The organism is Streptomyces sp. IBSNAI002, from assembly GCF_052244475.1.
Lineage (GTDB): Bacteria > Actinomycetota > Actinomycetes > Streptomycetales > Streptomycetaceae > Streptomyces.
Genome location: NZ_JBQPXG010000002.1, coordinates 6,788,844 through 6,809,491 on the forward strand (window position 1 = coordinate 6,788,844; position 20,648 = coordinate 6,809,491).

General features: G+C 71.9%; 17 protein-coding genes and 1 pseudogene. 14 read left to right on the forward strand and 4 right to left on the reverse strand.

Features of this window, described 5'->3' with window-relative positions:
* Positions 1-4 precede the first annotated feature (4 nt).
* From ACTVZO_RS32050 to ACTVZO_RS32065, 4 genes are read left to right on the forward strand one after another with little or no spacing between them, the layout of a single operon-like run.
* Positions 5-688: a response regulator gene (locus ACTVZO_RS32050; RefSeq protein ID WP_443301644.1), complete on the forward strand. Its 684-nt coding sequence runs from the start codon at positions 5-7 to the stop codon at positions 686-688.
* 6 nt (positions 689-694) lie between these two features.
* On the forward strand, positions 695-2,155 hold the full coding sequence (locus tag ACTVZO_RS32055; RefSeq protein WP_443301645.1) for an ATP-binding protein: 1,461 nt from the start codon (positions 695-697) through the stop codon (positions 2,153-2,155).
* Positions 2,152-2,697, forward strand: a complete 546-nt coding sequence (locus tag ACTVZO_RS32060) for a hypothetical protein (RefSeq protein WP_443301646.1) — start codon at positions 2,152-2,154, stop codon at positions 2,695-2,697. The genes ACTVZO_RS32055 and ACTVZO_RS32060 overlap by 4 nt, the downstream gene beginning before the upstream one ends.
* Before the next feature lie 28 nt (positions 2,698-2,725).
* The gene (locus ACTVZO_RS32065; RefSeq protein ID WP_443301647.1) at positions 2,726-3,997 is read left to right on the forward strand and encodes a cytochrome P450; all 1,272 of its coding nucleotides are present in this window, start codon (positions 2,726-2,728) and stop codon (positions 3,995-3,997) included.
* On the opposite strand, the gene ACTVZO_RS32070 is transcribed toward ACTVZO_RS32065, so the two are convergent.
* The gene (locus ACTVZO_RS32070) at positions 3,957-4,682 is read right to left on the reverse strand and encodes a hypothetical protein (protein WP_443301648.1); all 726 of its coding nucleotides are present in this window, start codon (positions 4,680-4,682) and stop codon (positions 3,957-3,959) included. The two genes, ACTVZO_RS32065 and ACTVZO_RS32070, sit on opposite strands and share 41 nt — an antisense overlap.
* A 138-nt stretch (positions 4,683-4,820) precedes the next feature.
* Between ACTVZO_RS32070 and ggt the strand changes: the two genes are divergently transcribed.
* On the forward strand, positions 4,821-6,617 hold the full coding sequence (gene ggt / locus ACTVZO_RS32075; protein WP_443301649.1) for a gamma-glutamyltransferase: 1,797 nt from the start codon (positions 4,821-4,823) through the stop codon (positions 6,615-6,617).
* A 71-nt stretch (positions 6,618-6,688) separates the two neighbouring features.
* On the opposite strand, the gene map is transcribed toward ggt, so the two are convergent.
* Complete coding sequence (gene map, locus ACTVZO_RS32080) at positions 6,689-7,456, reverse strand: type I methionyl aminopeptidase (protein WP_443301650.1); 768 nt, start codon at positions 7,454-7,456, stop codon at positions 6,689-6,691.
* Between the two features lie 64 nt (positions 7,457-7,520).
* Here map and ACTVZO_RS32085 point away from each other — a divergent pair, with 64 nt between their 5' ends.
* The 8 genes from ACTVZO_RS32085 to ACTVZO_RS32120 all read left to right on the forward strand — a co-directional run bounded on the left by ACTVZO_RS32085 (position 7,521) and on the right by ACTVZO_RS32120 (position 14,863).
* Positions 7,521-7,790, forward strand: coding sequence for a helix-turn-helix domain-containing protein (locus ACTVZO_RS32085; RefSeq protein WP_443301651.1), 270 nt, complete (start codon positions 7,521-7,523; stop codon positions 7,788-7,790).
* An 84-nt stretch (positions 7,791-7,874) separates the two neighbouring features.
* Complete coding sequence (locus tag ACTVZO_RS32090; protein ID WP_443301652.1) at positions 7,875-8,021, forward strand: hypothetical protein; 147 nt, start codon at positions 7,875-7,877, stop codon at positions 8,019-8,021.
* A gap of 48 nt (positions 8,022-8,069) precedes the next feature.
* Positions 8,070-8,450, forward strand: a complete 381-nt coding sequence (locus ACTVZO_RS32095) for a PPOX class F420-dependent oxidoreductase (RefSeq protein WP_443301653.1) — start codon at positions 8,070-8,072, stop codon at positions 8,448-8,450.
* A 45-nt stretch (positions 8,451-8,495) separates the two neighbouring features.
* A complete protein-coding gene (locus ACTVZO_RS32100; RefSeq protein ID WP_443301654.1) occupies positions 8,496-10,127 on the forward strand; it encodes a hypothetical protein in 1,632 nt (543 codons plus the stop codon).
* Positions 10,128-10,294: 167 nt separating this feature from the next.
* On the forward strand, positions 10,295-11,137 hold the full coding sequence (locus tag ACTVZO_RS32105) for a nitrilase-related carbon-nitrogen hydrolase (protein WP_443301655.1): 843 nt from the start codon (positions 10,295-10,297) through the stop codon (positions 11,135-11,137).
* A gap of 8 nt (positions 11,138-11,145) precedes the next feature.
* Positions 11,146-12,429, forward strand: a complete 1,284-nt coding sequence (locus tag ACTVZO_RS32110; RefSeq protein ID WP_443303334.1) for an aspartate aminotransferase family protein — start codon at positions 11,146-11,148, stop codon at positions 12,427-12,429.
* Positions 12,430-12,439: 10 nt separating this feature from the next.
* Positions 12,440-13,840, forward strand: coding sequence for a dihydropyrimidinase (hydA, locus tag ACTVZO_RS32115; RefSeq protein WP_443301656.1), 1,401 nt, complete (start codon positions 12,440-12,442; stop codon positions 13,838-13,840).
* Positions 13,841-13,861: 21 nt separating this feature from the next.
* Positions 13,862-14,863 (forward strand): TIGR03842 family LLM class F420-dependent oxidoreductase, encoded by a 1,002-nt coding sequence (locus ACTVZO_RS32120; protein WP_443301657.1) that lies wholly within the window; start codon positions 13,862-13,864, stop codon positions 14,861-14,863.
* Positions 14,864-15,426: 563 nt separating this feature from the next.
* On the opposite strand, the gene ACTVZO_RS32125 is transcribed toward ACTVZO_RS32120, so the two are convergent.
* On the reverse strand, positions 15,427-18,636 hold the full coding sequence (locus tag ACTVZO_RS32125) for a hypothetical protein (RefSeq protein WP_443301658.1): 3,210 nt from the start codon (positions 18,634-18,636) through the stop codon (positions 15,427-15,429).
* Positions 18,637-18,834: 198 nt separating this feature from the next.
* Here ACTVZO_RS32125 and ACTVZO_RS32130 point away from each other — a divergent pair.
* Positions 18,835-18,939, forward strand: a pseudogene (locus tag ACTVZO_RS32130) (TIGR03842 family LLM class F420-dependent oxidoreductase); the annotation flags it as partial.
* Positions 18,940-18,970: 31 nt separating this feature from the next.
* Here ACTVZO_RS32130 and ACTVZO_RS32135 read toward each other — a convergent pair.
* A complete protein-coding gene (locus ACTVZO_RS32135; RefSeq protein WP_443301659.1) occupies positions 18,971-20,527 on the reverse strand; it encodes a serine/threonine-protein kinase in 1,557 nt (518 codons plus the stop codon).
* Positions 20,528-20,648: the final 121 nt, after the last annotated feature.

The window sequence follows — 20,648 nt, forward strand, 5'->3', positions numbered from 1 at the left end:
CCGGATGCCACGCGTACTGCTGATCGAGGACGACCCATCCATCCGGGAGGGCGTGGGCCTCGGCCTGCGCCGGCGCGGCCACGAGGTGAGCGCCGCCGAGACCGGGGAGGCCGGGCTCGAGCTCATGGCGAGCTTCCGCCCCGAGCTGGTGCTGCTCGACCTGATGCTGCCCGGGATCAACGGCGTGCAGGTCTGCCGCCGGATCCGCGAGACCAGCCAGGTGCCGATCATCATGCTCACCGCGCGCGGCGACGACTTCGACATAGTCATCGGTCTGGAGGCCGGCGCCGACGACTACATCGTCAAACCCGCCCGCACCGAGGTCATAGAGGCCCGGGTGAAGGCCGTACTGCGCCGGCTCAGCAGTCCGGCGGGCAGCCGCACCGAGGTCGAGCAGCACGGTGAGCTCTCCGTCGACCGCGCCGGGCTCACCGTCGCCAAGAACGGCGAGCGCGTCCCCCTCGCCCCCAGCGAGCTCAAGCTCCTGCTGCACCTGTCGGCCTCGCCCGAGCAGGTCTTCTCCCGCCAGCAGCTCCTCGAGTTCGTCTGGGACCACAGCTACCACGCCGACGCCCGGCTGGTGGACGCCTGCGTACGCCGCCTGCGCCACAAGGTCGAGGACCCGGACCACGGCCCCCGCTACATCCAGACCGTGCGCGGCTTCGGCTACCGCTTCGGTCCCCTGTAGGCGATCGTGAGACGCACGGCGCCGCTCGGGCTCCGCACCCGGCTGATCGCAGCCTTCCTGCTGGTCGCGGCGATCTGCGCGGGCACCACGGCCGCCCTCACCTACCAGAAGGCGCGCAACGCGATCCTCACCCAGACCCAGGACACGGCCGTCGCCACCCTGCGCGACCAGATCGAGCAGCAGCAGCCGCTGGAGCTGCCCGTGGACCAGCAGCAGCTGCAGCTGAGCGTCAGCGACATCGCCAAGCGCGGCAAACCGCACCCCTGGACGATCTTCGGCGAGTACGGCACCCTGCGGGCCTCCTCCAACGGGACCCCCGCGACCTCCGGCGTGGTCACCGAGGCGCTCCGCCGACGGGTGACCGCCAACCCGCACGGCGCGTTCCAGCGGGTCGAGGACCGCTCCGGCAACCCCTACCTCGTCGTCGGCATGCCGGCCGTGTTCACCCAGCGCGGGCTCCGCCAGGCCACCGGCGTCGTCTACTTCGCCACGATGCCGCTCGACGCCGAAGAGGCCACGGTGAAGGCCATGGTCGACGCCGCCCAGCAGGGCGCCGTCCCCGGCCTCGCCATCGCCCTGATCCCCGCCCTGCTGGCCGCGCGCAGCGTGCTCCGCCCGGTACGGGACATGCGCCGGGCCGCCCAGCGGCTCGGCCGGGGCCGCCTGGACACCCGTATCGAGGTCAAGGGCGCCGACGAACTCGCCGGGCTCGCCCGTACCTTCAACGAGACGGCCCGCGCCCTCGAACAGTCCGTCGCCGAGCTCCGGGAGGCGGAGGCCCGGGCCCGCCGCTTCGCCGCCGACGTCTCGCACGAACTGCGCACCCCGCTCGCCGGGATGCTCGCCGTGACCGAGGTCCTCGACGAGGACGCCGAGCAGCTCGACCCGGACACCGCGAAGGCGCTGCGGCTGATCAGCGCCGAGACCGGGAAACTCGCCGTCCTCGTCGAGGACCTGATGGAGATATCCCGCTTCGACGCCCGCGCCGCCGAGCTCAACCTGGACGACGTGGACCTGGCCGAAGCCGTCGGGAAGAGCCTGGAGCGCCGGCACTGGGACGACGGCCGGGTGGTCACCGTCACCGATCTGCCCCACGAGGTCCGCGCCCGGCTCGACCCGCGCCGCTTCGACGTGGTCCTCGCCAACCTCGTCGGCAACGCCCTCCGGCACGGCAGCGCCCCCGTGCGGATCACCGTGGGCACCCGCCCCGGGCCGGACGGCGGGGGCGACCGGCTGCTCATCGAGGTCGCCGACAGCGGACCCGGTATCGCGCCCGAGGTGCTCCCGCACATCTTCGACCGCTTCTTCAAGGCCGACGCGGCCCGCACCCGCTCGGCGGGCAGCGGCCTCGGCCTCGCCATCACCCAGGAGAACGTGCGCCTGCACGGAGGCACGCTCCGCGCGGGGAACGGGCCCGCCGGGGGAGCGGTCTTCACCCTCGACATGCCGCTGGAGGCCCGCGCATGAGCCCGACCCGGACCCGGACCCGGGCGGCGGCGGCCGCCGCGGCGGCCCTGCTGGGACCGCTGCTGCTCGCCGGATGCGGGATCAAACCCACCGGACCGGTCGACAGCGGCTCCGCCGCCACGGTGGACGTGCCCGTCCCCGACGGCTCCGCCGTGCTCTACTTCGTCTCGCCGGAGGGCCACCTCGTACCGTCCCCGCAGCGGGACGTACCCACGCTCGCGCCGCTCCAGGCACTCACCCGGCTGCTCGACGGGCCCGGCGAGCGGGAGCTGGCGGCCGGCCTCACCACCCAGGTGCCGTCCGTCCACGGCCGACGCCTGGACACCTCGGTGGTGACCTTCCCGACGCGCGACGTGATGCGCGTCCAGCTGCCGTTCGCGGCCGCGGACCTGACGCCGACCGCCCGCCGCCAGCTGGTGTGCACCCTCGTCACCACCGGCGGTCGCGGCGACCGGTTCACCGTCGCCCTCAAGGGGACCGACGCGGCACTCGACCTCGAACCGGCCGCATGCGAGGGAGCCGCCGACCGTCCCCTTGCGTAGCGGGCTCCCCGGCCCGCACCGTGGTCCCATGGATCACGCCGGTGACGTCCCCGACGTCTTCGACCCCCGGATCTACGCCGAGGGCGTCCCCCACGACCGGTACCGGCTGCTGCGCGAGCGGCATCCGGTCGCCTGGCAGGCCGAGCCCGAGATCCAGGGCTGGCCCGCCGGCCCCGGGTTCTGGGCGGTCACCCGGCACGCCGACGTCGTCACCGTCCTGCGCGACCACCGCACCTACTCCTCCTGGCTCGGCGCCACCCAGATCCGCGACCCCGACCCCGCCGACCTGCCCTTCCTGCGCCGCACCATGCTCAACCAGGACCCGGGCAAGGCCTCCGGCGACCACGGAATGCTGCGGCGGCTGGTCTCCCGCGCCTTCACCCCCGCCCGCGTCGACGCCTTCGCAGGACGGGTCCGCGAACGCGCCCGGACCCTGCTCGCCGCTGCCCGGGACGGGGCCGAGGACGGAGCCGCCGACCTGGTGCGCACCGTCACCGACGAGTACGCGCTGGTCAACCTCACCGACCTGCTGGGCGTCCCGGCCGCCGACCGCGCCCTGCTGCTGGAGTGGACCGTACGGATCATCGGCTACCAGGACCCCGAGGACGCGCCCGCGCCCCGGCTCGGCCCCGACGGCAAGCCGCTCAACCCGCGGTCCCCGGCGCTGCTCGGCGAGATGTTCGCGTACGCCCGCGAACTGGCCGGGTACAAGCGTGCGCACCCCGGCGACGACGTGATGACCTCCCTCGCCCACGCCGGACTGGACCCGGCCGAGCTGGAGATGTTCTTCTTCCTGCTCACCGTCGCGGGCAACGACACCGTGCGCAGCGCGGCCCCCGGAGGCCTGCTCGCACTGGCCCGCGACCCCGACGCGTACCGGGCGCTGGCCGGGGGCGCGGTCCCGCCGGGCCGCGCCGTCGACGAACTCCTGCGCGTCCACCCGCCGGTGCTCAGCTTCCGCCGGACCGCCGCCGCCGACACCGAACTGGCCGGACAGCGGATCAGGGCCGGGGACAAGGTCGTGGTCTTCCACGCCTCCGCCAACCACGACGAGCGCGTCTTCACCGACCCCGCGAGGCTGGACCTGGGCCGCGCGCCCAACCCGCACGTCTCCTTCGGCGACGGCCCGCACGTCTGCCTGGGCGCCCATTTCGCCCGGCTCCAGCTGCGCGTCCTCTACGAGGAGTGGTGCACGGCCATGCCCGCGCCCGAACTGGCCGGCCCGCCCCGGCGGCTGGTGTCCAACTTCATCAACGGGATCACACGGCTGCCGCTGCGGGTGTCCGCGCGGGCCCGGTGACATCCGCCACCAGCTCGGTCACGTCCGGCCCGTAGGCATCGGAGTTCACCACCTTCAGCACGACGCAGAAGGACTCGCCCCCGTACCGGCGGGCCAGCTCCCGGTGGTGCCGGGCGAGGTAGCGGGCCGCGGCCTGGTTGCTGTTGGCGGTCTGCCCCGACAGCAGGAACACCGGCCGGGAGCCCCGCCCCGTCGTCAGCCGCGCCAGCAGCACGAACTCGGCCAGTCCCTTCTCCCAGCGGTACGTCTCCCCGCCCACCTTGATCGAACCCCGGTCCGGCCCGGGCTCGGTGGAGACGTCGACCCGCACCCCCGGGAGCATCGAGTGCAGGTGCGCCGTCGTCCGGGTGTTGGACACCGGCCCGCCGACACAGAACTCGGCCCGGTCGCCGAACCCCTGCCGGGCCGCGTCGTGCGTGACGATCTGCACGGTCGCCCCGCAGTCCTTGATCAGGGCGGATATCTCCAGCAGCGCGAAGGCGTCGTTGCGGTGCAGCGAGGAATCGGTGCCGCCCATCTGCCGGTTGACCACGAACAGGCAGTCGGAGCCGGTCGGCAGGCCGAAGAAGGCCTGCTTGCGGCGGAGCGCGCGGCGCCACTGGTAGGTCCGGGTGAACCAGCCGAACCCGCCGCTGAGGGCGGTGGCTATCACCCCGAGCACGATGTTGCGCACGTCGTCGTTCATGCGCGGGATGCTAGGGCATCCCGCCCCGGGGTTCACCGGCCGGTCTCCGCCGCCGTGCGACGCCCGCCGCGGCCCGGTGCCCTGACGGGGCGACAGCGCGCCCGATAGGCTCGGCGCACGCTGCCGATGGAGGTTCGGATGCACCGTTTCGCCGCCCGCCCGTTACCGCTCCTGGCCCTCGTAGCCGCCCTCGTCTCCACCGGGGCCGCCGCCCCGCCGGGCACCGGCACCCCGCCCAAGGTGCCCGTGGCCGCCGGCTACGGCGGGGCCGTCGCCAGCGTGGACCCCGACGCCTCCGCGGCCGGGATCGCCGTGCTGCGCTCCGGCGGCAACGCCGTGGACGCGGCGGTCGCGACCGCCGCCGCGCTCGGCGTCACCGAGCCCTACTCGGCGGGCATCGGCGGAGGCGGCTACTTCGTCTACTACGACGCCGCGTCCCGCCGCGTGCACACCATCGACGGCCGCGAGACCGCGCCCGCCACGGCGACCGCCGAGCTGTTCCAGGAGAACGGCCAGCCCATCCCGTTCGCCGAGGGCCAGACCAGCGGCCGCGGGGTCGGCGTGCCCGGCACCCCGGCCACCTGGAAGAGCGCCCTCGACGCCTGGGGCAGCCGCCCGCTGCGCCAACTGCTGAAGCCCGCCGAGAAACTGGCCCGCGACGGCTTCACGGTCGACGCCACCTTCCGCGCCCAGACCGAGGCCAACGAGGCCCGGTTCCGGGACTTCCCGGACACCCGGAAGCTGTTCCTGCCCGGCGGAGCCCTGCCGGTGGTCGGCTCCACCTTCAAGAACCCGGACCTGGCCGCCACTTATGCGGAACTCGCCCGCAAGGGCACCGGCGCGCTCTACCGGGGGCCGATCGCCGAGGACATCGTGCGGGCCGTCCGCAAGCCCCCGGTGGACCCCGCGGCCACCCGCAACGTCCGGTCCGGCGACCTGACCGCCGCGGACCTGCGCGCGTACGGGACCAAGCGGCAGGACCCGACCCGGGTGGGCTACCGGGGCCTGGACGTCTACAGCATGGCCCCCTCGTCCTCCGGCGGCACCACCGTCGGCGAGGCGCTCAACATGCTGGAGGGCACCGACCTTTCGCGGCTGTCCGAGGCCCAGTACCTGCACCGCTTCATCGAGGCCTCGCGGATCTCCTTCGCCGACCGGGGCCGCTGGGTCGGGGACCCGGCCGCCGAGGACGTGCCGACGAGGGAACTGCTCTCGCAGCGGTTCGCCGACTCGCGCGCCTGCCTGATCGAGCCCGACCGGACGCTGACCAGTCCGCTGGCCCCGGGGGACCCGCGCGATCCGGCGCCGTGCGCCACCACCGGGCAGGCGGCGCCGACCACGTACGAGGGGGAGAACACCACCCACCTGACGGTCGCCGACCGCTGGGGCAACGTGGTGTCCTACACCCTGACCATCGAGTCCACCGGCGGCAGCGCGATCACCGTCCCGGGCCGCGGCTTCCTGCTCAACAACGAACTGACCGACTTCTCCTTCGCCCCGGCCGCGCCCGGCGTCCCGGACCCGAACCTGCCCGGTCCCGGCAAGCGGCCGCGGTCCTCCATGGCGCCGACGATCGTCCTCGAACACGGGCGGCCGGTGCTCGCGCTGGGCTCCCCGGGCGGCGCCACCATCATCACCACCGTCCTGCAGACCCTGACCGGCCATCTGGACCGGGGCCTGCCGCTGGTCGACGCGATCGCCGCACCGCGGGCCAGCCAGCGCAACCAGACCACCACCGAGCTGGAGCCGGGACTGTGGAACAGTCCGCTGCGCGCGGAGCTGGAAGCGCTCGGCCAGGGCTTCCGGCAGAACCCGGAGATCGGCGCCGCGACCGGAGTGCAGCGGCTGCCGGACGGACGCTGGCTGGCGGCGGCCGAGACGAGCCGCCGGGGCGGTGGCTCGGCGATGGTCGTCCACCCGCACGGCAGGCCGTAGGAGCACGGAGCACGGAGCACGGGAGCGCGGGACGCGGGAGCGCCGGACGGCTGCCGGGCCGCCGGGCCGGCTCAGGGAGCGGTGAGGATCCTCGGACCGTCGGCGGTGATCGCGACCGTGTGCTCCGCGTGCGCGGCGCGGCTGCCGTCGGCGGTGCGCAGGGTCCAGCCGTCCCCGTCGCACGTGTAGTCGTCGGTGCCGCCCGCGGTCAGCATCGGCTCGATCGCGAGGACCATGCCGGGGCGCAGCTTCATGCCGCGTCCCGGCGGGCCCTCGTTCGGCACGCCCGGGTCCTCGTGCATGCGGCGGCCCACGCCGTGGCCGCCGAAGCCGTCCGGGATGCCGTAGCCGGCGGCGCGGCAGACGGTGCCCACCGCGTGGGCGATGTCGCCGATCCGGTTGCCGGGCACGGCCGCCGCGATGCCGGCGGCGAGGGCCGCCTCGGCCGTCTCGATGAGCCGCAGGTCGGCGGGGCGGGCCCGGCCCACGGTGAAGGTGACCGCCGCGTCGCCGACCCAGCCGCCGAGCCGGGCCCCGCAGTCGATGCTGACCAGGTCGCCGTCGCGCAGCCGGTAGCCGCCGGGGATGCCGTGCACGATGGCGTCGTTGACCGAGGCGCAGATCACGGCGGGGAAGGGCACCGGGGCGAATTTCGGCCGGTAGCCGAGGAAGGGGGAGGCCGCGCCCGCCTCCCGGAGCACGCCGCGGGCCACCTCGTCCAGGTCCCGCAGGGAGAGTCCGACCCGCGCGGTCTCCCTTACGGCCGCGAGGGCATGGGCGACGACGCGGCCGGCGGCACGCATCTCGTCGATCGACTTGTCCGTCTTGAGTTCCACCATGCCAATAACTATACCGGTATAACTGTAACGGGATACTTATTGGCGGGCGGGGTAGGATGAAGGCATGGTCCGCACCCCCCTGACCCCCGAAGAGCGCGAGCGCGGCGAGCGCCTGGGCGCGCTGCTGCGCGAGGCGCGCGGTCCGCGCAGCATGGTCGAGATCGCGGCCGGAGCCGGACTCTCGGCCGAAACCCTCCGCAAGATCGAGACCGGCCGCGCGCCGACCCCCGCCTTCTTCACGGTGGCCGCGCTCGCCGAGGTGCTCGGACTCTCCCTGGACGAGGTGCTGCGCCGCTGCGCGCCGGTGCCGGCGGCCGTGGCCGTACCTGCCTGAGAACACCCGCCTGAAGGGAGTGTCCCGAGGCCGAACGGCCCAATCGGCGGTGGGGCCGCCGGGGCGCGGGGCAAGCGTGAGGGCGTGTCAGCCACGAACGCATCCAAGCGACTCGGTTTCGGACTCCTCGGCGCGCTCCTCGCGGGAGGCCTGCTGATGGCGGCCTGCGCCGCGCCCGACGGCCGGGCCTCGCCGTCGGCCAAGCCCGGCGCGAGCGCACGCGGCCGGTAGCCGGTGGCCGGTGGGCGGCCGCGGGTGGAGACCCCCTAGGGTTCCGGCATGGACCTCGCAGAGCTGGGCAAGGCGCGCTACGTCAGTCTCACCACCTTCCGCAAGGACGGCACGCCCGTGGCGACGCCGGTGTGGGCGGTCGCCGACGGTGCGGAGCTGTACGTGTGGACGCGCAGCGATTCGTGGAAGGTCAAGCGGATCCGCAACAACGGGCGGGTCACCGTCACGCCTTGCGACGTGCGCGGACGCCTGGCGGAGGGGGTGCCCGCGCGGGAGGGCGAGGCCCGGCTGCTCGACGAGGCGGGCCTGAAGCGGGTGCGCGGGCTCATGATGCGCAAGTACACCTGGCAGTTCTGGACGGTGGACGTCCCGGCGATGCTGGCGCGGCGGGGCCGCCGGCCGCACACCGCGATCGCCGTCAAGCTTTGAGGTGCCCGTAGCCCGCCCGTAACACGGCTGGGATCCAATGCGGCCATGGAGACCTCGACTTCGCTGGAGATCGGTCAGTTCGCCGAGTACCTGAGGGGGTTGACCCAGAGGCTGGATCCCGGGGCAGGCTGGTACGGGGAGTTCCTGCGCCGGGACCCGGACGGCGTGCGGGCCTGTCTCGACGGGGCCGCGCTGCCCCCGTGGGACGTGGTCGAGTCGCTCCTGCGGGATCTGGCGGCGGCGCGGGGCGAGGAGCTCGCGGCGCGGGAGGGCGCGTACGCGGCCCGGCTGCGGGCCTCGGCGGTCGGCGCGTGGGACGGGCTGCCGGGCGCCGCGGAGCGGCTCCGCACCGAGCACGCGGCGGCGGCCGCGCAGCGGGCCGCGGCGCAGGCGGCCGTGCGGAACCTGACGGCCCGGCTCGGCGCGGCCGCCGACCCGGTGGAGGCGGACGCCCTCGCCCGGGAGCTCTCCTGGACCCACGACGACGAGGCCCGTGCCACGGCCCGCCACGAGGACCTGGCGAGCCGCCTGGCAGCCCACGGGCCCGCCGCCACCCCGGGATCCCCGCTCCCCGGAGTCCCCCGCCAGCGCACCCCACGCCCCTGGCCCCCGGCGCCGCCGCCCACGGGAGCCCCGGTGCGGAGTCACGCGCAGGCCCCGGCGCCGGCCCGTGCGGACGCCGATTCCCGGCCGCCCGCGGATCCCCCGGCGGCGGCTCATGTGCACGCCCCGGCCTGGGCGCCCGCCGAAGGCGAGGGGTGGCCGCTTCCCGAGGGGGCGGCGTCGGACGTGGCCGATCCCGGTGCCGCGCCGGACGGGCAGGGGCCCGTGGGGCGGGCCGAGGGGCGGTGGCTGCGGGGACGGCGGGCCGGGGGTGCGCGGTACGCGGGGATGGCGGAGTCCGCCGCGCAGGGCTTCGCGCCGCCGCCCGGACACCCCTTAGGGGGCGGCGAGCAGGACGGGGCGGCGGAGTTCGCCGTGCCCGCGCCGCGCGGGGCCCGGTTCGGGCGGGGGCCGACGGCGCCCGAACCCCCCGCCGCGACGGCCCCGACCCCGACCGCGACCCCGACCGCGGCCCCGACCCCGACCGCGACCCCGACCGCGGCCCCGACCCCGGCACCGACCGCCGAATCGCCGACGGCCCGGCCCCCGTCGGGAGACGCGCGGGAGGTCGTCGGGGAGCTGACCGCGCTGCGCGCCCAGGGCCGCGGCGGTGAGGCCCACGCGCTGCTCTGCGAGATCGCCGCCTGGCCCGCGGACCAGCTGCCCGGCCTCGCCGGCCGGCTGGCCCGCGCCGGGCTCGCGGCCGACTGGGCCACCCTGCTCTGGGAGGTGGCCTCGCTGCCGCCCGAGCGGCTCGCCGCGGCCGCGGCCGCCCTCGGCGAGTCCGGCCGCGAGGCCGACTGCGACCGGCTGCTGCGCCAGGGCGTGGCCCGCCCCACCGCCGAGATCGCTGACGCGGCGCTCGCTCTCGGCGCCTCCGGCCGGACCCGCGAGGCCGACACCCTGCTCGGCGCCTTCGTCCGGGTCCGCACCGCGGAGGAGGCCGCCGCACTCGCCCGCCGGGACCCGAGGTGGTTCGCCCCCCGGCTGCTCCAGGCCGCCGCGGAGACCTCCGCGACCCACCATCGGGACCTGGTCCACGCCCTCCGCGTGGCCGGTATCGCCACGGCGTAAACCGCCCGCCGCCTGACCGCAAACGACCGCTGGGCGACGTAACTTGATCGACTACTCCAACCGCGCAACGCGGTCTTGCCCCGCGCTGTGCCGAGGCCTACGTTCTACTCCCTACGGACACCGTCTACGTGCGTAGAACCCGGCGTTCCCGTCGCGAGGAGCAGCTCATGGCCCAAGTCGTCCGCGCCGCGCTGGTCCAGGCCACCTGGACCGGAGACACCGAATCGATGATCGCCAAACACGAGGAGCACGCCCGGCGGGCCGCCGCCCAGGGCGCGCAGATCATCGGCTTCCAGGAGGTGTTCAACGCCCCCTACTTCTGCCAGGTCCAGGAGCCCGAGCACTACCGCTGGGCCGAGGCCGTCCCGGACGGCCCGACCGTCCGCCGCATGCAGGAGCTCGCCCGCGAGACCGGCATGGTCATCGTCGTCCCGGTCTTCGAGCTGGAGAGCGCCGGCTTCTACTACAACACCGCCGCCGTCATCGACGCCGACGGCAGCTACCTCGGCAAGTACCGCAAACACCACATCCCCCAGGTCAAGGGCTTCTGGGAGAAGTACTACTTCCGCCCGGGCAACCTGGGCTGGCCGGTCTTCGACACCGCCGTCGGCAGGGTCGGGGTCTACATCTGCTACGACCGGCACTTCCCGGAGGGCTGGCGCCAACTGGGGCTGGCCGGTGCGCAGCTGGTCTACAACCCGTCCGCCACCCACCGCGGCCTGTCCGCGTACCTGTGGCAGCTGGAGCAGCCCGCCGCGGCCGTCGCCAACGAGTACTTCATCGCCGCGATCAACCGCGTCGGCCAGGAGGAGTACGGCGACAACGACTTCTACGGCACCAGCTACTTCGTGGACCCCCGCGGCCGGTTCGTCGGAGAGGTCGCCAGCGACAAGGAGGAGGAACTCCTCGTCCGCGACCTCGACCTCGACCTGATCAAGGAGGTCCGCGACCAGTGGGCCTTCTACCGCGACCGCCGCCCCGACGCCTACGGAGGGCTCGTACAGCCGTGACCAACCCGATGCCCCTGCACAGCCGCCACGCCGCCGTCCTGCCCGACTGGCTCGCGCTCTACTACGACCGCCCCGTCGAACTCACCCACGGCGAGGGCCGCCACGTCTGGGACGCCGACGGCAACCGCTACCTCGACTTCTTCGGCGGCATCCTCACCACGATGACCGCCCACGCGCTGCCCGAGGTGACCAAGGCCGTCTCCGAACAGGCCGGGCGGATCATCCACTCCTCCACCCTGTACCTGAACCGCCCGATGATCGAGCTGGCCGAACGGGTCGCCGCGCTCTCCGGCATCCCCGACGCCCGGGTCTTCTTCACCACCTCGGGCACCGAGGCCAACGACACCGCGCTGCTGCTCGCGACGACCTACCGCCGCTCCAACCAGATCCTGGCGATGCGCAACAGCTACCACGGCCGGTCCTTCTCCACCGTGTCGATCACGGGCAACCGGGGCTGGTCCCCGACCAGCCTCTCGCCGCTCCAGACGTACTACGTCCACGGCGCCGTCCGCACCCGCGGCCCCTTCGCGGACCTCGACGACACCGCCTTCACCGCCGCGGCCGTCGCCGACCTCGAGGACGTCCTCGGCCAGGCCCGCGGGGGAGTGGCCGCGCTCATCGCCGAGCCGATCCAGGGCGTCGGCGGGTTCACCTCCCCGCCCGACGGCCTGTACGGGGCCCTCCGCGAGGTCCTGGACCGGCACGGCATCCTGTGGATCAGCGACGAGGTGCAGACCGGCTGGGGCCGCACCGGCGAACACTTCTGGGGCTGGCAGGCCCACGCCCAGAACGGCCCGCCGGACATCCTCACCTTCGCCAAGGGCATCGGCAACGGCATGTCGGTGGGCGGGGTCGTGGCCCGGGCCGAGGTGATGAACTGCCTCGACTCCAACTCCATCTCCACCTTCGGCGGTTCCCCCGTCACCATGGCGGCCGGGCTCGCCAACCTCACGTACCTGCTGGAGCACGACCTCCAGGGCAACGCCCGCCGCGTCGGCGGCCTCCTCCTGGACCGGCTGCGGGCCGTCGCCGCCCACGTGCCCGCCGTACGGGAAGTACGCGGCCGGGGTCTGATGGCCGGACTGGAACTGACCAGGCCCGGCACCGACCGGGCCGACCCGGACGCGGCCGCAGCCGTCCTGGAGGCCGCCCGCGCGGGCGGCCTGCTGATCGGCAAGGGCGGCGGCCACGACACCAGCGTGCTGCGCATCGCGCCGCCGCTCTCCCTCACCGTCGCAGAGGCGGAAGAGGGCGCCGAGATCCTCGAACAGGCTCTGCGCACCATCCAGTAGGGGGACGTACATGAGCATCCGCACCCTGATCAGCGGCGGCCTGGTCGTCACGGCCGCCGACGAACTGCACGCGGACGTCCTGATCGAGGACGGCCGGGTGGCGGCCCTCGCCGCGCACGGCTCGGCGGCCGCCGCGGCCTGGACGGCCGACCGTACGATCGACGCGAGCGGGAAGTACGTGATCCCGGGCGGGGTCGACGCGCACACCCACATGGAGCTCCCCTTCGGCGGCACCTCCGCCTCGGACACCTTCGAGACCGGAACCAGGGCCGCCGCCTGGGGCGGCACCACCACCATCGTCGACTTCGCGGTGCAGAGCGTGGGCCACGCCCTGCGCGAGGGCCTCGACACCTGGTACGCCAAGGCCGACGGCAACTGCGCCGTCGACTACGCCTTCCACATGATCCTCTCGGACGTCAACGAGGGCACCCTCAAGGAGATGGACCTGCTGGTCGGGGAGGGGGTCACCTCCTTCAAGCTGTTCATGGCCTACCCGGGCGTCTTCTACAGCGACGACGGGCAGATCCTGCGGGCCATGCAGCGGGCCTCCGGCAACGGCGGGCTGATCATGATGCACGCCGAGAACGGCATCGCCATCGACGTCCTCGTCGAACAGGCCCTGGCCCGCGGGGAGACCGACCCCCGTCACCACGGCGAGGTCCGCAAAGTGCTCCTGGAGGCCGAGGCCACCCACCGGGCCATCCAGCTCGCCCGGGTCGCGGGCTCCCCGCTGTACGTGGTCCACGTCTCGGCGGAGGAGGCGGTCGCCGAGCTGGCCGCGGCCCGCGACAAGGGCCTGCCCGTCTTCGGGGAGACCTGCCCGCAGTACCTGTTCCTGTCCACCGACAACCTCGCCGAGCCCGACTTCCAGGGTGCCAAGTACGTCTGCTCCACCCCGCTGAGGCCGCGCGAGCACCAGGCGGCGCTGTGGCGGGGGCTGCGGACCAACGACCTCCAGGTGGTCTCCACCGACCACTGCCCGTTCTGCTTCCGGGGCCAGAAGGAGCTGGGCCGCGGCGACTTCTCCAAGATCCCCAACGGGCTGCCGGGGGTGGAGAACCGGATGGACCTGCTCCACCAGGCCGTCCTGGACGGGCACATCAGCCGCCGCCGCTGGATCGAGATCGCCTGCGCGACCCCGGCCCGGATGTTCGGCCTCTACCCGCAGAAGGGCACCATCGCGCCCGGCTCCGACGCCGACATCGTCCTCTACGATCCGCACGCCGAGCAGGTCATCTCCGCCGAGACGCACCACATGAACGTGGACTACTCGGCGTACGAGGGCAGGCGGATCACCGGACGCGTCGACACCGTGCTCTCGCGCGGCGAACTCGTCATCGACCGGCGCGAGTACGCCGGCCGGCCCGGCCACGGCGTCTTCATCCCCCGCTCCACCTGCCAGTACCTGTAACGCCTGTAAGGAGCCGCCCGTATGGACTTCGGCCTCGTCCTGCAAACCGACCCGCCCGCCTCACAGGTCGTCAGCCTCATGCGCCGTGCCGAGCGCAACGGCTTCCGCTACGGCTGGACGTTCGACTCCGCCGTGCTGTGGCAGGAGCCCTTCGTCATCTACAGCCAGATCCTGGAGCACACCCAGGAGATGCACGTCGGCCCGATGGTCACCAACCCGGGCACCCGCACCTGGGAGGTCACCGCCTCCACCTTCGCCACGCTCAACGACATGTACGGCAACCGCACCGTGTGCGGGATCGGCCGCGGGGACTCGGCGATGCGGGTCGCCGGGCGCGCTCCCAACACACTCGCCCGCCTCGGCGAGGCCATCGACGTCATCCGTGATCTCGCCGAGGGGCGCGAAGCTGAGGTGGACGGCAAGCCACTGCGGATTCCGTGGATCCGCGACGGAAAGCTGCCCGTCTGGATGGCGGCGTACGGACCCAAGGCGCTGGCCCTGGCCGGGCAGAAGGCGGACGGGTTCATCCTGCAGCTCGCCGACCTCTACCTCACCGAGTGGATGATCAAGGCAGTCCGCCAGGCCGCGGCCGAGGCAGGCCGGGATCCCTCCGCGATCACCATCTGCGTGGCGGCCCCGGCGTACGTGGGCGACGACCTGGCGCACGCGCGCGACCAGTGCCGCTGGTTCGGCGGGATGGTCGGCAACCACGTGGCAGACCTGGTCTCCCGCTACGGGGAGCACTCTTCGATGGTCCCGGACGAGTTGACCGAGTACGTCAAGTCCCGCCAGGGCTACGACTACAGTCACCACGGCCGTACCGGGAATCCGTCCGCCGACTTCGTCCCCGACGAGATCGTCGACCGCTTCTGCCTTCTGGGCCCCGTCGAGGCTCACGTCGAGAAGCTGCGCGCCCTGCGGGATCTCGGCGTTGACCAGTTCGCTGTCTACGACATGCACGACGCCCGGGAAGCGACCATCGACGCGTACGGACAGCACATCATTCCGGTAGTGCGAGACTGATCCCTCGCGTACATGCAAGCGGAGGCTCCCCAAGCGAGGAAGGTCCACGAGGGGTGGGGGTGTGTCCGTGGCGAAGCGCGCGTGCCCCCGGGCGAAGTCGAGCGACTTCTTCGTCGCCACCATGCGTGCGGGCTGTTGCCGCGATACTGCCTAATAGGACTCCGTTAGGTTGTTCGAAGTTCGCGCCTAGCTGGGTCGCGTGAAACCCAGACACTTCGTGGCTCTCCTCAATGCGCCGAAGGCCAAGAGGGGGCGCCACCGAAGCGCACCGGTGATTGACGGACATGCGAGTGAGGAGGCAGCAAAGATCCTCATTCTCCTCGACGTTGTTCGCACGTATGGGCTGAGTCGCCGGTGGTGGCGGATGCAGAGGTCGGTCAGGTGGGTCTCGAGCCTGCCCTGGAAGGCGGGGTGGGTGGCGGCGCGGCTGTAGGCGGTGAGGAGCTGTTCGATCTGGGTGTCGAACGGACCGCTGCCCGCCCCGCATCACACGGCCCCGGAAGGGACCCCCGCTTCACAGGCGGGCGGGTTCCTTCCGGGGTCATGCGGCGGGCTGTGCGGAGTCAGCGGCGGCGGGCTGCGATCAGCAGGGCCGCTCCGATCCCGGCAGCGCCCAGGGCGCCGGCGCCCCACCACACGGCGCTGCTACCAGTGCTGGCGAGGACCTGGTCGACGAGGGACTTCCCGCCGTCGTCGCCGCCCTTGCTTCCGCCGCTATCGGCGGGCGGTTCCTGACCGTCACCCGGCGGCGGGGTCTGATCGCCAGGCGTGTCCGGGCCGTTCGGCTTGTCGGGGTCGTTGGGCCTGTCGGGGTCGTTGGGCTTGTCCGGGTTGTCATTTGGTGCGTCGGCGGTGACCTTCACCTGGGTGCTGGCGCAGACGTCCTGGCATTCCTGCGGGTTGGCCGCATCCGAACGGACCGACAGCACGTCGAAGGTGAAATCCTTCGCCTCCTTCGGAGTGAAGGTCAAGGTCAGCGACTTCTCCTGACCGGGCTTCAGATCCCCGATCTTCCAGGTCCCGAATCCATCACCACCCGGCTCGCCGTTGAAGTCGGAGCCGCCGTCATGGGTCAGTCCCTCCACCGGCTGGATGCCCAGCTCGGCCACGGTCCCGCGGGCCGTGGACGGGCCTTCCTTGTTGGAGACCGTGACCTTCACCCTGGCCTGCTCACCCACCTTGACCGAGTCCTTGCCGTCGACCGGCGCGATCGCGACATCCAGACCCGCCACCTGCTGCACCGCAACCGTGCTCTCGGCCGTCTTGATGCTCTTGGACTCGTCCAGCGCCGTCGTCGACTTCTTCACCGTCGCCCGGTATTCCAGCTGGTCGTGGTCAGGCAGCACCGTACCGGTCAGCTTCAGCACCGCCGCGCCGCCAACCGGCACATCGGCCGGCTTCCACAGACCGTCCTCGTACGAGCCGCCGCCCTCCAGCACGGACTCCGCCCCGGTCACCCCGGCAGGAACCGGAACCTCGATTTCCAGCCCCTTCGCCTGCGACACACCAGGATTTGCCGACTTCACCGTCCACGACACCTTCTGCCCCGGCAGCGGACGCGCGCCCGTGCCCCCCTCCGGAACGACCGTCACCAGCGCGGCAGCACGCTGCACCACATGCAGCTCACTGACCGCCACATGGCCGGCCATGTCGTTGCTCTCGTCACAGGGCTTGTACTCACCGGGGAAACCGGACGCGGTGCCCACGACGCACACCCGATGAACGGTCTTCTCCTGATCCGCGGGGACGATCCCCTTCACCGTCAACTCGACGGTCTCACCGGCCGAGATGCTCGAGATGGTCCACACCCCGTCCCTGTAAGACGTCTCGTTCGGACCGGTCGGGTCTTCCGGCTTCATGCCCGTCGGCATGACATGCGCGACCTTCACACCCGGAGCCGTGGAGGGCCCGTCGTTCGTGACGTCGATCGTGTACGTGACCGACTCACCCGGCGTGTACTCCTGCGAGGCACCACCAGCGGACGGCGCCGCCGACACCGCCACCTTCAACTCGGCCTTCCGCGCCACATCCACAGACGTCTGGGACATGTTGTTCTTCGAGTCGGTCTCCTTCAGGTCCTTGTAGGAATCCGGGTCGATATCCGCCCTGAAGGCCAGCCGTGTTTCGTCGGCTGGCACCGTTACCGGCAACGTCAAGGACGCCCGTCCACCGGCCTGCATCTGACCAATGTTCCACTCCCCGGTCGCCTGGTCGTAACCGTCCGCGGGCTCGCTCGGCACAACGCCCTGGGGAAGCTGGACATGCACCTTGAACCGGCCGGTGGGCGAAGGGCCGGCATTGCTGGCATCGACGACGAGCCGTAGCTTCTGCCCTGGCTTCACCACACTGCCCTCCGGCAGTTGGTCTCCGGTGTCACCGTCAAGAATCTTGGCGTGTACGCCTAGATCTATATCATTGCTGGACTTGCTCGTGTACGTGATCGAGCCGTCGCTGCCCGTCGGGTTATAGGCGCTCGACGAAATCTTCCCGACTGCCTCGAGAGATCCTACGTTTTCCACCGTGCCCGAAAATGTGATACTTTTCGACGCATTCTTTTCCAAGGTGCCGACGATGCATTCCGTGTCGCCGTCATTCTCGACGCAACCGTCACCATCCGACGCCTTGAAATCCTTGATTCCCACCGGCTTTTTTACGGAGAGCTTCACGTTCTGAGCTGTTTCCGGACCACTGTTTTTTACGAAGAAGACGACATCGGCCTTGTCGCCGGGCATATATCCATCAGTCTTCGTGAAACCGCCCTTACCGAATCCCACATCTGCATGGACTATGTTAAAACTGGTTACCCCCAGGTTCTCCCTCCACCTCCCGTCGAGCTTGAGTTCGATCTTCTGGGCAAACGACTTTGCCTTACTCAACTCGTTCAGGTGCCTGGGGTCCACCTCAACCCGGTAGGTCACGGTGTACTTGTCGCCCCGCTTCAGCTCGCCTCCCTGCCCACTCTCGGCACCACTACCGATCGGGATCGTGAGCCTGCCGCTATCGTCCAACTTCGCCCCCGGAGCCGCATTGCCGTTGACCTTCGCCGACCCGGGGGCGTACGTGATTCCGCGCGGAAATACGGCGCCGAACGCGGCCCCGGACCCCGGCGCTCCGCCTTCGTCCGCGACATCCACCGCCACTTCGGCCGACTTGTCGACCTCCAATGGCACGGCTGACTGCTGGGCCCTGACCGCAACCACAGGCACATATTCGATCTTCACATTGCGCAGCGCGATCCCGTCGACCGACGACTTGAAAATAGCTGTTTCAGCCTGCCAGTCGCCGTTATAGAATTCACCCGTTACGTTTTTCCAATTTGCATTCGCCGCCACACTGCTAGAGGGGATTCCCATGTTATTGAATCCATAGGACAGCGTCCCCTCTGCCGCAGTCGATTTCACATCGAAGCTGAATCGAAGCGAGGCTCTCTGCTCCACCCGAAAACTCCGGGACAAGAAAGCGTTTTTACCGAGGATTACGTTCTGCTCAAAAGGTGAATCGCTGACGAACCACATCGGGGGCACCGCAGTCTTATCCTGCCCCGTCAGCGTCCAGCCTTCTGGTGTCGCACTCCAGCGAAAGGGCATCCCGCCAACCCAGCGCGGATTCTCGAAATTGCCGTTCGTGAATTCACTCGGGGTGTCTGGAATCGATGCGCTACGACTGGTTGCCGCACTGGCGTAGGGGGCCGCCAGTACAGAAATGAGCACGGAGGATATGACTGCCGCCAGCCATACCCTTGTGCTCGAAGCCCGGCGTTTTCTGCTGCCCATGTGCGGCGTCCTCTTCTGTCTTGCGCAGGCGGTATGCGCGCGGTGTGTAAATCACAAGCCAGACTCCTGGACGGCGGGCCGGTACACGGGGGTCGGAAAGGCAGACCTTCGGGCGCCGCGAATCTGGGCTCGGGTTTGATGCACTGCGCGCCATTGATGCTGGTCGAGGACGGTCTCGGTGGGGTGCGCGACGGCGAGCGCGACCTCGGCGTCGACCAGTTCGCCGTCTACGACATGCACGACGCGAAGGAGGCGGTGATCGACGCCTACGGCGAGCACGTCATCCCGGCGGTCAACGGCTGACGGACGATGGCTGACGGCTGAACGGCCGGGATCAGCCGGTGCAGGTGATGGAGAAGGGGACCGGGTTGGAGGTGGTGCGGGTGGGGCTCTGGAGTTCCACCGCCATCCCGGTGGTGAGGGTGCCGGACTTCGCGTAGGTCGTCAGCCGCACGGTGTCGTGCCCGCTGGGGTCGGCCTTGTCCCCGATGGACATGGTGCGCCAGTGCGGATCCACCACCGAGCCGTCGCCGGACACCCAGCGGTAGGAGATCAGGGTCGGCTCGGAGGCGGTGAAGGTCGCGGTGAACGCGGGGGCCTTGCTCTCGGGGGTCGGGCAGCTGCCGGTGTAGGTGGTGTTCTCGCCCGCCACCGACATCCGTACCCCGCCCGAACCCGGGGCGGTGTCCTCGTCGTTGCCGGTCAGGGCGTAGGACAGACCGGCGGCGGCCAGCAGGCAGACGGCGGCGCCGGCCGCGGCGAAGGCCACCGTACGCCGCTTGCGGGGCGGGGCCGCGGGGGTCGTGAGCGCGGGCTCCGTCGTCTCCGCGGGCTCCGTCGTCCCCGCGGGCTCCGTCGTCTCCGCGGGCCGCGGCGCGGCGGGGGCCGGTTCCGGTGCGGGCGCCGGCAGGACGCGGGCGGCGGTGGTCGTGGCGTCCGGTTCGTGGGCGATGTCCCGCAGGGCCGCCGCGGCTTCGGCGGCCGGGGTCCGCTCGGCCGGCTCCTTGCGGAGCAGCCCGGCGATGACCGGGGCGAGCGGTCCCGCCCGGGTCGGCTCGGGCGGTTCCTCGTCCACGACGGCCCGCAGGGTGCTCAGCGCGGTGTCCTGACGGAACGGGGAGACCCCCTCCACGGCCGCGTACAGCAGCACCCCGAGGGACCACAGGTCCGACTCGGGGCCCGAGGGGCGGCCCAGTGCCCGCTCCGGCGGCAGGTACTCGGGGGAGCCGACGACCTCGCCGGTCATGGTCAGCGCGGTGCTGCCCTCGACCATCGCGATGCCGAAGTCGCTGAGCACCACCCGCCCGTCCTCGGCGAGCAGCACGTTCGCCGGCTTCACGTCGCGGTGCTCGACCCCGACGGCGTGCGCGGCGCGCAGCGCGCTCAGCACCTCCGCGCCGAAGTGCGCGGCGTGGCGCGGGGTGAGGGGCCCCTCGGCGCGCAGCAGGTCGGCCAGCGACTGCCCGCGGACCAGTTCCATGACGATCCAGGGCCGGTCGTGCTCCATGACGACGTCGTGGACCGTCACCACGTTGCGGTCGGGTATCCGGGCCGCGGCCCAGGCCTCCCGCTCCAGCCTGCTGTACATCCGCGCGATGTCGTCGGCCCGCAGGTAGGCCGGGGCCCGGACCTCCTTGACGGCGACCTCGCGGTGCAGGACCTCGTCGCGGGCCCGCCACACGGTGCCCATGCCGCCCTCGCCGAGCCGGGACAGCAGCCGGTAGCGGCCCGCGATCAGGCGTTCCTCGGCGGTGGCGGCGGTGGTGGCCGAAGTCGCGGCCGTGGTCGTGGCCGCGGTGGTGGCCGCAGTGGTGGCCGCGGTGGTGGCCGTGCCCGCGCCGGTGGCCGCGAGCGCGTTCTCCGTCACGGTCTCGGATTCCTCGTTGTGCATGGGGGCGGTTCTCCCTCTGATCGCCTGCCGACGCGAACATCACGTACGTCCCCGTACACCCGGTTCAACGGCGCGACCGGAATTTTTCGAAATTGGTTGAACCGAATACGTCCGCCCTGGC